This window comes from Rhizobium deserti, from assembly GCF_004358025.1.
Classification (GTDB): domain Bacteria; phylum Pseudomonadota; class Alphaproteobacteria; order Rhizobiales; family Rhizobiaceae; genus Neorhizobium; species Neorhizobium deserti.
Map to the genome: position 1 here is coordinate 989,848 of NZ_SMTL01000002.1, position 15,595 is coordinate 1,005,442.

At 60.7% G+C, this 15,595-nt stretch carries 11 protein-coding genes; 9 read left to right on the forward strand and 2 right to left on the reverse strand.

The features are described from left to right. Positions 1–114: 114 nt before the first annotated feature. From aroC to glgB, 6 genes are all read left to right on the forward strand, one after another. A complete protein-coding gene (aroC, locus tag E2F50_RS11325; RefSeq protein ID WP_133316211.1) occupies positions 115–1,212 on the forward strand; it encodes a chorismate synthase in 1,098 nt (365 codons plus the stop codon). 12 nt (positions 1,213–1,224) lie between these two features. After that, a complete protein-coding gene (gene ribB / locus E2F50_RS11330) occupies positions 1,225–2,325 on the forward strand; it encodes a 3,4-dihydroxy-2-butanone-4-phosphate synthase (protein ID WP_133316212.1) in 1,101 nt (366 codons plus the stop codon). A 110-nt stretch (positions 2,326–2,435) separates the two neighbouring features. Continuing rightward, complete coding sequence (locus E2F50_RS11335; protein ID WP_425375376.1) at positions 2,436–2,993, forward strand: cupin; 558 nt, start codon at positions 2,436–2,438, stop codon at positions 2,991–2,993. A gap of 104 nt (positions 2,994–3,097) precedes the next feature. Beyond that, positions 3,098–6,352, forward strand: a complete 3,255-nt coding sequence (locus E2F50_RS11340; protein ID WP_133316213.1) for a maltotransferase domain-containing protein — start codon at positions 3,098–3,100, stop codon at positions 6,350–6,352. Positions 6,353–6,373: 21 nt separating this feature from the next. Next, entirely contained in the window at positions 6,374–9,679 is a 3,306-nt protein-coding gene (treS, locus tag E2F50_RS11345; protein ID WP_245515389.1) for a maltose alpha-D-glucosyltransferase, read from the forward strand. After that, entirely contained in the window at positions 9,676–11,883 is a 2,208-nt protein-coding gene (gene glgB, locus E2F50_RS11350; RefSeq protein WP_133316215.1) for a 1,4-alpha-glucan branching protein GlgB, read from the forward strand. The genes treS and glgB overlap by 4 nt, the downstream gene beginning before the upstream one ends. 6 nt (positions 11,884–11,889) lie before the next feature. Here the strand turns inward: glgB and E2F50_RS11355 are convergent, their stop codons facing one another. Next, the gene (locus E2F50_RS11355) at positions 11,890–13,083 is read right to left on the reverse strand and encodes a winged helix-turn-helix domain-containing protein (protein WP_133316216.1); all 1,194 of its coding nucleotides are present in this window, start codon (positions 13,081–13,083) and stop codon (positions 11,890–11,892) included. A 107-nt stretch (positions 13,084–13,190) separates the two neighbouring features. Here E2F50_RS11355 and E2F50_RS11360 point away from each other — a divergent pair, with 107 nt between their 5' ends. From E2F50_RS11360 to E2F50_RS11370, 3 genes are read left to right on the forward strand one after another with little or no spacing between them, the layout of a single operon-like run. Beyond that, a complete protein-coding gene (locus E2F50_RS11360; protein WP_133316217.1) occupies positions 13,191–13,868 on the forward strand; it encodes an energy-coupling factor ABC transporter ATP-binding protein in 678 nt (225 codons plus the stop codon). Beyond that, positions 13,865–14,470 carry an energy-coupling factor transporter transmembrane component T family protein gene (locus E2F50_RS11365; protein WP_133316218.1) on the forward strand — a complete coding sequence of 202 codons (606 nt, stop codon included), beginning with the start codon at positions 13,865–13,867 and terminating at the stop codon, positions 14,468–14,470. Before E2F50_RS11360 ends, E2F50_RS11365 begins: the two co-directional genes overlap by 4 nt. Positions 14,471–14,500: 30 nt before the next feature. Continuing rightward, on the forward strand, positions 14,501–15,064 hold the full coding sequence (locus E2F50_RS11370; RefSeq protein ID WP_133316219.1) for a biotin transporter BioY: 564 nt from the start codon (positions 14,501–14,503) through the stop codon (positions 15,062–15,064). On the opposite strand, the gene E2F50_RS11375 is transcribed toward E2F50_RS11370, so the two are convergent. Continuing rightward, positions 15,061–15,459 carry an acyl-CoA thioesterase gene (locus tag E2F50_RS11375; RefSeq protein ID WP_133316220.1) on the reverse strand — a complete coding sequence of 133 codons (399 nt, stop codon included), beginning with the start codon at positions 15,457–15,459 and terminating at the stop codon, positions 15,061–15,063. The genes E2F50_RS11370 and E2F50_RS11375 overlap by 4 nt on opposite strands. Between the last annotated feature and the right edge of the window lie 136 nt (positions 15,460–15,595).

A 15,595-nucleotide genomic window follows, 5' to 3' on the forward strand; every position in this document is an offset into this window, starting at 1 on the left:
CCAGGGCGACTGGTGCAGGCTGCAAGAAGGACTTGTCGCCCGGCAGCCTTTTCCATATGACAACCGCGTCAGAAGTTGCCGGAGACCTCCTCCGCCAAAGCCGGTCGGTTTTCGATGTCGCATAATACCTTCGGTCACCTTTTCCGCGTCACCACCTGGGGCGAAAGCCATGGGCCGGCCCTCGGCTGCGTCGTGGATGGCTGCCCTCCGGGCATCCGCTTCACCCATGCGGAAATCCAGGCTTTGATGGACAAGCGCAAGCCGGGCCAGTCGCGCTTCGTCACTCAGCGTCGCGAAGACGACGTCGTCAAGCTTCTATCCGGGGTAATGACGGACGAGGACGGCGAGACGATGATCTCCACCGGCACGCCAATCTCCATGCTGATCGAAAATACCGACCAGCGTTCCAAGGATTACGGCGAGATCGCCCGCAGCTATCGTCCCGGCCACGCAGATTATGCCTATGACGTCAAATACGGGATCCGCGACTATCGCGGCGGCGGCCGGTCCTCGGCTCGGGAAACGGCGGCCCGCGTCGCAGCCGGTGCGCTGGCGCGCAAGGTCGTGCCGGGCCTGAAGGTTCGCGGCGCGCTGATCCAGATCGGTAAGCACAAGATCAACCGCGCGAACTGGGATTGGGACCAGGTCGATCAGAACCCATTCTTCTGCCCGGATGCGGCCATGGTTCCCGTCTGGGAAGACTATCTCGACCAGATCCGTAAGGCGGGCTCGTCCATCGGCGCCGTGGTGGAAGTGGTCGCCGAAGGCGTTCCGGCCGGCATCGGTGCGCCCATCTACGCCAAGCTTGACCAGGATATTGCGTCTCTGCTGATGTCGATCAATGCCGTCAAGGGCGTCGAGATCGGCGACGGCTTCGCATCGGCAGAGCTTTCCGGCGAGGAAAATGCCGACGAGATGCGCATGGGCAATGACGGCAAGCCGATCTTCCTGTCCAACCATTCGGGCGGGATTCTCGGCGGGATCGCGACCGGTGAGCCTGTGGTTGCGCGTTTCGCTATCAAGCCGACCTCGTCCATCCTCAGCGAAAGGCAGTCGATCGATGCAGACGGACGCAATGTCGATGTCCGCACCAAGGGCCGTCATGACCCCTGCGTCGGCATCCGCGCTGTTCCGATCGGTGAAGCCATGATCGCCTGCGCGATTGCTGACCACTATCTTCGCGACCGAGCCCAGACCGGCGGCCGTTCTTAAGGATTGCTCCCCATGCCCTATGACCAGAAGCGCATTGTTGAAGCCCTGCGTGCTTTCGAAGCTGGCGAAATCGTTGTCGTCACCGATGACGACGATCGTGAAAACGAGGGCGACCTGATCGTCGCCGCCGTGCACTGCACGCCGGAAAAGATGGCCTTTATCGTGCGCCACACATCCGGCATCGTTTGCGCACCCATGCCACGCGAGGAAGCCAAGCGCCTCAATCTTAACGCCATGGTGGCGGAAAACGACAGCGCCCATACGACGGCCTTCACCGTCAGCGTCGATTTCAAGCACGGGACGACAACGGGCATTTCCGCTGACGACCGGACGCTTACCGTGAGAAACCTAGCCAATCCCAATGTCGGCGCCACCGATTTTGTGCGTCCGGGCCATATCTTTCCGCTGATCTCACGCGAAGGCGGGGTGCTGATGCGCTCGGGCCATACGGAAGCCGCTGTCGATCTGTGCAAGCTGGCAAACCTGCCGCTGATCGGGGTCATCTCCGAACTCGTCAACGACGACGGAACCGTGATGCGCGGGCAGCAAGTCGCCGAATTTGCGGTCAAGCACGAACTGAAGCAATTGTCAGTTGCCGATCTGATCGCCTATCGGCAGCGCAAGGAAACCCTCATCGAACTGCAATCCAGCTTTGACGTGCAAACGCCCCATGGAAAGGCCAAGGCGCACGCTTATTCGCTACCCTGGGATCCAATGCAGCACGTGGCGGTCATCTTCGGCGATATCCGCGACGGCGTCGATATCCCGGTCCGCCTGCATCTGGAAAACGTGGCGCAGGACGTATTCGGCGTCGATCGTGCGATTGAGCGCTACATGGCGAAGATCGCAGAAGAAGGCCGCGGGGTGATCATCTATTTGCGGGAAGGGTCCGTTGGGGTCGGCCAGACCGAAACTGGCCGTAAAGTGCGCCAGGGTCAGGAAGCCCATGCGGAAGCCAAGGTGCGGGAAAGCGAGTGGCTCGAAATCGGCCTTGGCGCCCAGATTTTGAAAGATCTCAGCGTCAGTTCCATCAAGCTTCTGACGCGTAGCGAGCGGCATTACGTCGGCCTTGAAGGCTTCGGCATCAAGATCGCCCAAACGGTGATCTGCTAGGAGTTTCTCCTCGGTTGCAAACCGGAGCTGACCTCATCTTCTGCCTCTGAAAGCGGAACCTTCGTTCAAACCGCCGGTTGATACGGCTCGGCACGAACGAGGAGTGGCATGTGAACCGAAGCGTCCAGATTATCCCGCCAAGCCTGGATTCAAGCCGCCCGGCCAGCAGCCTTACCGTTGAACCGCTCTTCTTCGGGTCAAGCGACTGGGTGCCCAACAATAGCAAGCTGCCAGTACTCATTTACCGGCATGCTCTCGAACACGAACCGGATGCGGCCCGCCAGTTCGAGGCCAGCTTCGGCCGCCATGGCTGGCAAGGCATCTGGCGCGACGGCGTATTCGATTATCATCATTATCATACCGGCGCCCATGAAGTGCTGGGCATTGCGGCCGGTCGCGGCCGGCTGATGCTCGGAGGCCCTTCCGGCCAGGAGATCAGCGTCAATGCTGGAGACTGCCTCGTGCTTCCCGCCGGAACCGGCCACATGCGCATCGATGCCAGCCGCGATTTTCTGGTGATCGGCGCTTATCCGCCCGGACAGGAAGCGGACATTTGCACGACGGCCCCCAGCGAAGCGCAACGAGCAAAAATCGAGGCGCTGGCCCGCCCGCGGACCGATCCACTCGAAGGTGCGGGCGGCTCTCTGCCGCGCTTCTGGAACGGCTGAAGGCCGCACTGCGGCTACACCTATTCATTGCAATCACTTAGATTGACCGGAACCACGGGCATGGCCCAGCAGTTAGATGCGAAACTCTACGGCAAGGTGAAACGATGAACACGCGCCCCCAGTTCGACACGCGGACTTCGCTCTCTCAAGTGCCGCCACAGATCTATTATGTGCACCCCTTGATGCTGAGGGGGATAGAGGCCTGGCGGGAGGTTTTCGCCCACGCAAAGGATCTCGGCTTCGATACTGTGCTCAGCGCGCCGCTGTTTGAGCGCGGGCACAATGCGAGCGTTTTCGTAACGGCAAATTTTGATCAACTCGACCCGGAACTCGGCCTTGGGCAAAGCCTTGAGGACGGCATCCGCACGCTGATGGAAGCGGCCCGCGAAAACGGTATCAAGCTGATGCTCGATCTTGTGATAGACAAGGTTGCTGCCGGCGCGGAACGGAACGGGCCGGCCGTCGCAGATCCGCGCGCGGCGCCGCTCGAAAGCTGCAGTCGGCGCATCGACTTCATGCACGAGACCCACCATATAGAGGCCTGGCGGGAGCGCATCAGCCGACTTACGGCGCTTGGCATTGCCGGTTTCCGCTGCCTCGGCATCGGTCGCCTCGCCGCTGAAGCCTGGTACGATCTCATCGCCGCGACCCGCAGCTCTGCGTCCGACACGGTATTTCTCGCCTGGACACCCGGCACAACATTCGAGGACCGCAGGGCGATTGAAGGCGCAGGCTTTGACGGAAGCTTTTCCTCGCTTGCCTGGTGGAACCTTGAAGAACGCTGGATCATGGATGAATACCAGGTTCAGCGGGAGATCGGCTATCAGGTTACCTTCCCCGAAGCGCCATTTGCCAAGCGCTTGGCGCATGGCACGGAAAGCTGTGAGGTGCTGCAGCGCAAGGCGGTGCGGGCCTTGAAACTCGCGTCCACCTTTGCCAGCGGCCTGATGGTGCCAATGGGCTTCGAATTTGGAGCAACCACCCCGCTCGATCCGCTGCATGGCGACGGGCTGGGGCTGCGTGGCCTGCGCGAGCAGGGTTCCTTCGACCTGTCTGCCGATATCCGGCAGATCAATGCAGCCACCAACAAAACCACGGCGGGTTTCGCCCGCCAGCCGCTAAGGGTCATATCAACCAGTCAGACCCCTGCTGTGGCCCTGTTGCAGACGGACAAGGCGGATATTCGCGTTTCGGAGAAGGTACGGATCGTCGTTCTGAACCGTGACCTTCGCCGCGCCGTTGCTGCACCCTTCAACGTGCTGCGCGAAGCGGCTTCGCCTTTCTTGCCTTTGACTGCAATTGACGGCGAGGGCGAAGTTTTTGACGCTCAGTTGAAGCTGAAGCCCGGCGAACTCCGCATCTTCGAGGGCCGCGCCTCATCGCCGATTGTCAACGCAATTTCGGTCGGGACCGCCGAGGAAGCTGCAGCATCGCCGCGGCTTGCGATCGAGAAGATCACGCCTTCGGTGGATGACGGCCGGTTCCCGGTCAAACGCGTCGTCGGCGAAACCGTCAAGGTTGAGGCTGATATCTTCGGCGACGGCCATGATCCGCTCTCGGCAGTCCTGCTGTGGCGGGCCGCTGACGAGGCGGAATGGACCGAAGTGCCAATGCAGTTGATCTCCAACGATCGCTGGAATACGGAATTCACGCTGAAGCGCATGGGCCGCCATGAATTTGCGATCGAGGCCTGGCGCAATCCCTACCAGATCTTCCGTTACGAACTGACCAAGAAGCACGAAGCCCGGCTCGACCTTCGCCTGGAAATCCAGGAAGGGATTAATCTGGTGCTCGATGCGCTCGAGCATGCAGCAGGCGACATCAAGACCCGCCTTCAGACCCTGTTCGACACGTTGACGGCGGCTCAGGATCCACAGCGTACTGAAATTCTGCTGGCCAGCGAGACCGCCGAACTGATGGCGCTGGCGGACCGGCGGCCCCACCGCCTGCGCTCACAGTCAATTCTGGTGGATGCCGAACGTTCTGCCGCCACCTTCGCCAGCTGGTATTGTGTGTTTCCGCGCTCGCAGAGCGGCGACCCGCACCGCCACGGCACCTTCGACGACGTCATCACGCAGCTTCCTCGGGTAGCCGAGATGGGCTTCGACGTTCTCTACTTCACACCCATTCACCCGATCGGCCTGAAGAACCGCAAGGGCAAGAACAACAGCCTGCATGCAGCGCCCGAGGATCCCGGGAGCCCTTACGCGATAGGTTCAGAAGCTGGCGGCCATGACGCCATTCATCCCGAACTCGGCACACTCGACGATTTCCGTCGACTGGTGGATGCGGCCAAGGATCACGGACTGGAGATTGCGCTCGACTTGGCTATTCAGGCGTCGCCCGACCATCCTTGGTTGAAGCAGCATCCGGGCTGGTTCGACTGGCGCCCGGACGGCACCATCCGTTATGCCGAAAATCCGCCGAAGAAATACGAAGACATCGTCAACGTGGACTTCTACGCCAAGGACGCAATCCCGTCGCTGTGGGTGGAACTGCGCGACATTGTCCAGAAATGGGTTGACAATGGCGTCAAGCTGTTCCGGGTCGACAACCCGCATACCAAGCCGTTTCCGTTCTGGGAGTGGCTGATCGCTGACATACGATCGCGCCATCCCGAGGTTGCCTTCCTCTCGGAAGCCTTTACCAAGCCGAAGGTCATGTACCGACTGGCTAAGGTCGGTTTCTCGCAGTCTTATACCTATTTCACCTGGCGCAATGCCAAGTGGGAACTCGAGGAATATATGCGCGAGATCACCACGGAAGAGCCGAAGGAGTTCTTCCGTCCGCATTTCTTCGTCAACACCCATGACATCAACCCGGACTTCCTGCAAAACGCGCCGCGTCCCGCCTACCTCATCCGGGCAGCACTTGCCGCGACTCTGTCTGGCCTTTGGGGCGTCTACAACGGGTTCGAGCTCTGCGAGGGCCGGCCGGATGCCAAGCGCAAGGAATATGCGGATTCCGAGAAGTATGAGATCCGCGCCTGGGACCACGATCGCCCCGGCAATATCAAGGGTGAGATCGGGCTGCTCAACCGGATCCGGCGGGAAAACCCGGCTCTGCATTCACATCTCGGGCTTCAGCTTCTGACCGCCTGGAACGACAATGTCATGTTCTTCGAGAAGTCGAATCCGGGACGCGAAAACGCCCTGCTGATCGCCATCAGCCTCGATCCCTACAATGCCCAAGAGGCGGATGTGGAAATACCGCTTTGGTCATGGAACCTCCCCGACAATGGCGCGCTTGATGTCGAAGATCTTGTTACCGGCAACCGATTTACCTTGTCCGGAAAGACACAAAGAATCAGGCTCGATCCACAGAACGGCCTGCCGTTCGCAATCTGGCGTGTCCGATAAGGGAGGAAGAAGACTATGGATATGGTGACCACCGGCCGCAGCCAGGTTCAGGGACAGGCCTCTTTCCAGGATTCCGATCCCCTCTGGTACAAGGATGCTGTAATCTACCAGCTTCACATCAAGTCCTTCCACGATGCCAATGGTGACGGCATAGGCGACTTCAAGGGGCTGCACGAGAAGCTGGATTATATCGCGTCTCTCGGCGCCAACACGATATGGCTCCTGCCTTTCTTCCCGTCTCCGCGTCGCGATGATGGATATGATATTGCCGACTATACCAACGTCAGCCCCGACTACGGCACGATGGAAGAGTTCCGCAGCTTCGTGGACGCAGCCCACCAGCGCGGCTTGAGGGTAATCATCGAACTGGTCATCAACCACACATCCGACCAGCATCCCTGGTTCCAGCGCGCCCGGCATGCGCCGGCCGGCTCTCCTGAGCGCGACTTCTATGTCTGGTCCGACAGCGATCAGAAATTTCCTGAAACTCGGATCATCTTTCTCGATACGGAAAAGTCGAACTGGACCTGGGATCCTGTGGCTGGCAGCTATTACTGGCACCGCTTCTATTCCCACCAGCCGGACCTCAACTTCGACAATCCGGCCGTGCTGGACGAATTGCTGGAAGTCATGCGCTTCTGGGCCGATACCGGCGTCGACGGTTTCCGGCTCGACGCCATCCCCTATCTGGTGGAGCGCGAAGGCACCAACAATGAGAACCTCCCGGAAACGCACGATATCCTCAAGAAGATCCGCGCGTCTCTCGATACCAGCCACCCGGGCAAGATGCTTCTCGCCGAGGCCAACCAGTGGCCGGAGGATACGAGCGAATATTTCGGCGACGGCGACGAATGCAATATGGCATTCCACTTCCCGCTGATGCCGCGCATGTACATGGCAATTGCCAAAGAAGACCGTTTTCCGATTACCGACATCATGCGCCAGACGCCGGAGATTCCAGAAAACTGCCAATGGGCCATCTTCCTGCGCAACCATGACGAGCTGACGCTCGAAATGGTGACCGACGAAGAGCGCGACTACCTTTGGAACACTTATGCTGCGGACCGGCGTGCGCGTATCAATCTCGGTATTCGCCGGCGCCTTGCGCCGCTGATGGAGCGCGACCGCCGGCGCATCGAATTGATGAACGCGCTGCTTCTCTCCATGCCCGGCACCCCGGTTCTCTACTATGGCGACGAAATCGGCATGGGCGACAACATCTATCTCGGCGACCGGGACGGTGTCCGCACGCCCATGCAGTGGTCCCCGGACCGCAATGCTGGCTTCTCCAAGGCTGATCCTGCAAGATTGGTTCTGCCGCCGGTCATGGATCCGCTCTACGGCTACCAGGCTGTCAACGTGGAAGCGCAGAGCGACGATGCTCACTCGCTTCTCAACTGGACCCGGCGAATGCTGGCGCTACGCAACAAGCACAATGCCTTTGGCCGAGGCTCACAACGCTTCCTCACGCCTGGCAACCGCAAGATCCTTTGCTACCTGCGCGAATATGAAGGCGAAACGATCCTGTGCGTCGCAAACCTGTCGCGGCTGCCGCAGGCGGTCGAGCTGGATCTTTCCAAGTTCGAGGGCCGGGTGCCGATCGAGCTCACCGGCATGTCGCCCTTCCCGCCGATCGGACAGCTGACCTATCTGTTGACCCTGCCGCCCTACGGCTTCTTCTGGTTCCAGCTGATGGCGGAATCGGACGGACCGGCCTGGCGGACGGAACCGCCCGAGCAGATGCAGGACATGGGGACCATGGTCGTGCGGCGCGATCTTCAGGAACTGGTGGATCAGCCACGGCTCGCCAATACGCTGTCGAACGAGATCCTGCCAACCTATCTCGGCAAGCGCCGCTGGTTCGGAGCCAAGGGGTCGGCGCTCAATTCCGCCCGTCTGGTTTCGGCAACCCCGATTGCATTTGCCCATAATATACTTCTGGGCGAGCTGGAAGTGGATGTGGGTGGCAAGCTCGATACCTACCTGCTGCCGCTGGCGATTTCGTGGGACGAAACCCAGCCTACCGCGCTCGCCCAGCAGCTGGCCCTGGCCCGTATCCGGCAGGGCCGCCGCGTCGGCTTCCTCACCGATGGCTTTGCCATGGAGGGCCTTGCCCGCGGCGTCATCCGCGGCCTGTGCGAACGTTCTGTGATTTCCGGTCGTGCCGGAACGCTGGAATTCATCGGCACCGACAAGCTAGACTGCATGACGCTCAACGACGACATGCATGTCCACTGGCTGTCCGCCGAGCAATCCAACAGCTCGCTGATCCTTGGCGATCTGGCCATGGTGAAGCTCATCCGCCACATTTTCCCGGGCATCCATCCGGAAGTGGAGATGACCCGCTACCTGACCAATGTCGGCTACAAAAACACGGCTCAGCTCCTGGGCGAAGTTGCCCGCACCGCTCCGGACGGCAACCGCTATACTTTGGTCATCGTTCAGGGCGCTATCCGCAACCAGGGCGACGCCTGGAACTGGATGCTCAGCAATCTTCGCCGCTCGATCGACGAGATCGCCGTGACCGATCTCGATACCGAGGCGGCTGACGAACATTTCAAGCCTCTCGTCGAGTTTGCGGCAACCATCGGCAAGCGGCTGGGCGAACTGCATGTGGCACTCGCGCAACCAACCGAGGACGAAGACTTCAAGCCTGTGCGTGCCGGTGCAGGCGATGTCGATAAATGGGTGGGTGCCGTCAAGGAACAGATCTCATCCAGCCTTGGCATGCTCGAAAGCATGGCAGGCGAGCTGGAGGGCGAGCCAGGAAATCAGGCCAAGGAACTGCTCGACAAGCAGGAGCAATTGCTGAGCCTCGCTGATCATTTCGCCCGTGCGGCCGAAGACACATTGATGACACGCAACCACGGCGACTTCCACCTCGGGCAGATCCTGGTGGCCGAAAGCGATGCCTATATCATCGATTTCGAAGGCGAGCCGGCCCGCGACCTTGCGGAGCGGCGTGCCAAGACCAACCCGTTGCGCGATGTCGCCGGCCTGTTGCGGTCGCTGAGCTATCTCGCCGCCTCGGCCGATCTCGACCGCGACGTGATCAGCGAAGTGGACGATGCGCGCCACAAGCAGTTGATCCAGCGCTTCATCGACATGGCGGAACCGGCCTTCCTGCAAGCCTATTTCGACGCGACGCAAGGGTCGGAAGAACTGCGCATCGCTGATGAGGCGCGCAGCAAGATCCTCGACCTTTTCCTTCTGGAAAAAGCCGCCTACGAAATCGCCTACGAAGTGCGCAACCGTCCGCAATGGCTTCCTCTTCCGCTTGCCGGCTTCTCGGCGATCGCATCACGACTTCTGGAGAATGTGTCATGAGATACGAGCGCACCGATTTGATGACCGGTACGGTCCAGGAAGGCTTACAGGCCTTGGTCGACGGCCGGCACGGTGATCCCTTTTCCATCCTTGGGCGTCACCAATACGGCGAGCTTATAGTGGTGCGAGCCCTTTTGCCCGGCGCCCTGACCGTGGAAGTAATAGAAGCCGAGACAGGCAAGGTTCTGGCTGAACTGGAGCCCATTCATGAAGGCGGCCTGTTTGCGGGCCTCACCGGGAGCATGGCACCCTATCGCTTCAGGATCCATTGGCCCGATGCGGTCCAGGAAATGGAGGATCCCTATTCCTTCGGCATGCTGCTCGGCGATCTCGACCTGCACCTGATCGGCCAAGGCACCCATTACGATCTCGGACGCACGCTTGGCGCCATTCCAGTGGAACAGGATGGCGTGCAGGGGGTCCGCTTCGCAGTATGGGCGCCGAATGCGCGGCGCGTGTCGGTGGTCGGCGATTTCTGCGCCTGGGACGGGCGGCGCTACCCGATGCGGCTTCGGCCCCAGGCTGGCATATGGGAATTGTTTATCCCGCGGCTGACGCATGGCGAGCGGTACAAGTTCGAGATCATCGATGCTCACGGCAACCTGCTTCCGCAAAAGGCAGATCCGGTTGCGCGTGCCAGCGAGGCTGCACCCTCGACAGCATCGATCATCGCCTCTTCGAAGCCCTTCCGGTGGAGCGACGAGGAATGGATGCGCGCCAAACGGGCCGACCGCTCCGGCGAAGCTGCCATCTCGGTCTATGAAGTTCACCTCGGGTCCTGGATCCGCGTTCCGGAAGAAGACAATCGGTCGCTCGACTGGGTGGAACTCAGCCAGCGGCTGGTGCCCTATGTCAAGGAACTGGGTTTCACCCATATCGAAATGCTGCCGATCATGGAGCATCCCTTTGGTGGCTCCTGGGGCTATCAGCCGCTCGGCCTCTTTGCACCGACCGGCCGCTACGGCACGCCCGAGGATTTCGCCTATTTCATCGACCGCTGCCATGCCGCGGGCATCGGCGTCATCCTTGACTGGGTGCCGGCGCATTTTCCGACCGATGTTTGGGGCCTTGCCAATTTCGACGGAACGGCCCTCTACGAACATGCGGATCCGCGCGAAGGCTTCCACAAGGACTGGAACACGCTGATCTACAATCTCGGACGCAACGAGGTGAAAGGCTTCCTGATCGCCAGCGCGCTGGAATGGCTGGAGCATTACCATGTGGATGCTCTGCGCGTCGATGCGGTGGCCTCCATGCTCTACCGCGACTATAGCCGCGATGCAGGCGAATGGATCCCCAACAAGTATGGCGGTCGCGAAAACCTCGAATCCGTCGAGTTCTTCAAGCACCTGAACAGCATCGTCCATGAGCGCTGCCCGCATGCCTTTACCGTGGCGGAGGAATCCACCGCGTGGCCGGGCGTTACCAAGCCGCCGGAAGAGGGCGGCCTAGGCTTCGACTTTAAGTGGAATATGGGATGGATGCACGACACCCTGCACTACATCGAGGACGACCCGATCTACCGGAAATACCATCATGGCGGCATGACCTTCGGTATGGTCTACGCCTACTCAGAGCGGTTCATGCTGCCGATCAGCCATGACGAGGTGGTACACGGCAAGGGCTCGCTTTTCGGCAAGATGCCGGGCGACCACTGGCAGAAAATGGCCAATCTGCGGGCCTATTTCGGATTTATGTGGGGCCATCCGGGCAAGAAGCTCCTGTTCATGGGCTGCGAACTGGGCCAGGAAACGGAATGGAACCACGACGGCTCAATCGTTTGGGACCTGCTCGACCAGCCCGACCATGCAGGCGTGCAGCGATTAATCGGCGACCTGAACAAGCTTTATGTCCAGGAGCCTGCCCTGCAGTTCAGCGATCTGCACCCGGAAGGCTTTGAATGGGCGGTGTCCGACGACGCCGAAAATTGCGTCTACGGCATGCTCCGCAGCGCTCAGGACCGTTCCTCGGCCATGCTGATCGCGTCCAACATGACGCCGGTGCCGCGCGAAGGTTACCGCATGGGCGTGCCTTTTGAAGGGCGCTGGGAAGTGGTCTTAAACACCGATGCCGGCATTTACGGCGGCGGCAATCTGGGTCAGAGCGAAGCCTGGACGGAACCGCATCCGGCGCATGGCAGGGCGTCATCGATCCTGCTCACCCTGCCGCCGCTTGCCACCGTCTTTTTGCGCTGGAGAGCCTAACCGGCACTAAGCACTGCGCCAGTCGCTCTGGTAGGTGATCTTGCTTACACCGGCAAAACGGCCGACCCGCAGCAATTCCGCCTCGAGCTTTTCGAGGCGGCCGGCTGACGACCGTATGCCCCTTTCGAGCCATAGCTTGCGCACCTCGAGCGTGCCCGACTTGCGGTCCGCCTTCATGTCGATACGGCCGATCATCCGATCGCCTTCGAGCAGCGGGAAGACGTAATAGCCGTATTGCCGCTTCGGCTCCGGTACGAAGACCTCGATCCGGTAGAAGAAGTTGAACAGCCGCTCGGCCCGGTCGCGGTTGCGCAGAAGAGGGTCGAAGGGGCTCAGCACCCGCACGCGTGCCGGCGGCTCGGGAAGGTCGGCAAGGGTTTGGATGAATCCGGCAAATGCGAAAGAAAGACGCGGCTTGCTGCCGTCTGCCGTTTCGATCAGCACCTCGACCAGTTCATCGCGGTGCTGCCTGACCCAATTCTTCGCCTCTTCGGGCGTAACGATATCCCAGAAGGCGGCAATTTCTCCCGAAGTGGCAAAGCCGAGTTTCTGCAAAGCGTTGCGGCAGGCCCAGTCGGTAAACTCCGCCTCGCTCACCTCCGGCTGGTAATGATGCGGCGGGATGACCCGCTCCGTCAGGTCATAAATCTTCTGGAAATTGACGCGCCCGCCAATGGCGAGCTTGCCCGTATGCCAGAAATATTCCAGCGCTGTCTTGTTCGGATGCCAGTTCCACCAGCCGCCCGACTTGTGCTCCTCCGCCTTCATGTCTCGGGACATGATCGCACCGTTCTCGCATATGTGCTGGAGGGTTTCTGCAAAAGCCGCATCGAAATCTTCGCCGTGCCATTTCTTCCAGCGTTCGGCGATGATCGGCTCGCGGCGCCGGAAGCGATGCTTCCAGTACCGGAAGAAGCGCGCCGGGATAATCGAGGCGTCGTGCGTCCAGTGTTCGAAAAGCTCGCGGTCCTTTTCCAGAAGCGCCGTCAGGTGCTCCCTCCGGTAGGTCTGGTTGCGCGAAAACAGGATCATGTTATGGGCCCGCTCGACCGTCGCGATACTGTCCACCTGAACGAAACCGAGGTCGTCGATCAGCTGCAGCAGACCAGCCTTGGTGAGGGCGCGCCCGGGCGGCAGCGAAAGCTGCTGCCTTTCCATGAATATTCTGCGGGCTTGCTCGTTGGGTATCAGAATCGCCATGGGTTACAGTAGGCGGCCCCGGTGCCGGTTTCAATGTTCACCTTCAGTTCCGAATTCCCCTCCCCGACTATCTCGTTTATAGACCGCCCGAAGACGGGGGAACAGGCTTGGATATCCGGTTCGAAGAAGCAGAAGCACGTTTCGAGAAGCGCCTGATCCTGCATCCGCTGACGCTGTCGCTGAGCGAGCGCCGGATTGGCGTGATCGGCCTCAATGGCTCCGGCAAGACGACCTTCGTACGGATGATCAACGGACTGGTGACACCGTCGAGCGGCCGGGTCAGTGTCAACGGCTTCGATACGATCAAGGATGCCGACCGGGTGCGGGCCGAAACAGGCTTCATCTTTCAGAACCCGCAAAACCAGATCATCCTGCCGATCCTCAAAGAGGATATCGCGCTCGGGCTCAAGAGCCGCAAGCTTTCCCGTGAGCTGACGGATGCCGCCGTGGAGGCGGTGCTGTCCCGCTTCGGCATCGCCCATCTTGCGGACCGGCGTGCGCATGAGCTTTCCGGCGGCGAACTGCAGCTGGCGGCGCTTGCTTCCGTTCTGGTCAGCAAGCCCGGCATCCTGATCATGGACGAGCCGACCAACCAACTGGATCTCAGGAACCGCAACCTAGTTCAGTTCACGATCGATGGGCTTGAGGAGAGCGTCATCGTCATCAGCCACGACCTCGACCTGGTGGCGGATTTCGACCGGCTCCTGCTCTTCCACCAGGGCCGGCTTGCAGCAGACGGCAATGCCTCGGATGTCATTTCCCGCTACAGGGAGATCGCCGCATGAGGACGCTTTATGTCCAGGGCGACAGCCTGCTGCACCGGCTCTCGCCGCGCCTGAAGCTCCTATTGCTTGCAGGTGCCAGCGTGGCACTGTTTGTGGTGAGTTCCCTGCCCCTGCTCGGCATCATGGCTGTCTGCAGCGCCGGTCTCTACGCGATGCTTGGCCTGTCCTTGCGGGATTCCTGGCAACGCCTGCGGCCAATCCTGCTGACCATCGTCATCGTTGCGCTGTTCACGCTGCTCGTCGACACACCCGTGCAGGCCGCTACGGTTCTCCTCAGGCTTACGAGCCTGATGCTGCTGGCGGCTGCAATCACGGCGACGACCGGAATCGGCGCCTTTATCGACGAGATCACCTGGCTTGCCCTCCCCCTGGAGCGGCTGGGTCTGATGAAGGCGTCCGATATTGGCCTGTCGGTCGGACTTGTCATCCGTTTCGTGCCGGAAGTGCTTCTTCGTTACATTTCCATTCGCGACGCCCACTATGCCCGCGGGCTGAAGCCGCGGCCGCTGACGCTTGCCGTGCCGATGATCATCCTGACCCTGCGCAGCGCCGACGAGATTGCAGCTGCGATTGACGCGCGTGGCTTGAGAGGGCAGAAGTGAGGCATCGTCACCACTAAGGAATACCAAACCATGGTCACCCGCGATCTTGTTCTGGCCGCTCTTTTCGCTGCCATCATCATCGTGCTGGGGCTTCTGCCGTCCATCATGCTGGGCTTCATTCCCGTGCCGATCACGGCGCAATCGCTGGGGGTTATGCTGGCTGGCGTTGTGCTGGGCGCCAAGCGCGGCATGATCGCGGTGCTGCTGGTGCTGTTGATTGCTGCGATCGGCATGCCGGTCCTGTCGGGCGGTCGCGGCGGCCTTGCCGTGTTTGCGGCACCGACGACCGGCTATCTAATCGGTTGGGTGGCTGCCGCCTTCGTCACCGGCTTCCTGTGCGAAAGACTCGTCAACCGGGAGCAGGCAGGCCTTGTTCAAGGCGTCAGCTTCTTCATTGCAGCGCTGATCGGCGGCGTGGTGGTGCTTTATGCATTCGGCATCACCTATTTGGCGCTTGTTACCGGCATGGGATTGTCGAAGGCGTTCCTCGGCTCGCTGGCCTTCATTCCCGGGGATGTCCTGAAGGCGGTCGTTGCGGCGCTCGCCGGTCGTGCAGTGATGGCCGGCTATCCTCTGCTGCCGCAGCGCGCCTAGTCGAGAAACTGATAAAGCCAGTCGCGCAGCTCTTCCGGCAGCGCGACTGGCTCGCGGTCCTCCGGATCGCAAGCAGCCCACACAACTTCGGCTTCCGCCACCGCCTCGGCTCCACGGGTCATGCGCACGAGAAAACCGGCCGTCTTGCCGCCGATCTTGCTGACGCCCACCTCCATGCGCACCAGATCACCGAGCTTCAAGGGCTTGTGAAAGCTGCAGGTGACCTTGCAGACCGCGAAGAAGGGATCTCCCTTCAATGCCTTGCGGCGGCGCCAGAAATCGGTGACCGCTTCTTCGGCACGCGAAACATAGGCGGAGCGGAACATTTCTCCGTTCATGTCGACATCGCGAAAAGGCACGCGAAATTCCGGCGGTTTGACAGTTTCCTTGGCCACGGCACCCTCTGGCTGACGTCTTCGTCGAGTTCACTCTTTCAAGCCGAACGGCGGCCCGCAAGGCTCCCGCTTGAAAATATGCCACATCTGCGCCATGTCGAGTGGCACGCCATCCGGATGCTCACACATGAGGCCG

Coding starts and splice junctions, on each gene's coding strand:
- E2F50_RS11355 (WP_133316216.1), bottom strand. CDS start 13,083: ATGGCGATTCTGATACCCAACGAGCAAGCCCGCAGAATATTCATGGAA.
- aroC (WP_133316211.1), top strand. CDS start 115: ATGTCGCATAATACCTTCGGTCACCTTTTCCGCGTCACCACCTGGGGC.
- treS (WP_245515389.1), top strand. CDS start 6,374: ATGGTGACCACCGGCCGCAGCCAGGTTCAGGGACAGGCCTCTTTCCAG.
- E2F50_RS11365 (WP_133316218.1), top strand. CDS start 13,865: ATGAGGACGCTTTATGTCCAGGGCGACAGCCTGCTGCACCGGCTCTCG.
- glgB (WP_133316215.1), top strand. CDS start 9,676: ATGAGATACGAGCGCACCGATTTGATGACCGGTACGGTCCAGGAAGGC.
- E2F50_RS11340 (WP_133316213.1), top strand. CDS start 3,098: ATGAACACGCGCCCCCAGTTCGACACGCGGACTTCGCTCTCTCAAGTG.
- ribB (WP_133316212.1), top strand. CDS start 1,225: ATGCCCTATGACCAGAAGCGCATTGTTGAAGCCCTGCGTGCTTTCGAA.
- E2F50_RS11370 (WP_133316219.1), top strand. CDS start 14,501: ATGGTCACCCGCGATCTTGTTCTGGCCGCTCTTTTCGCTGCCATCATC.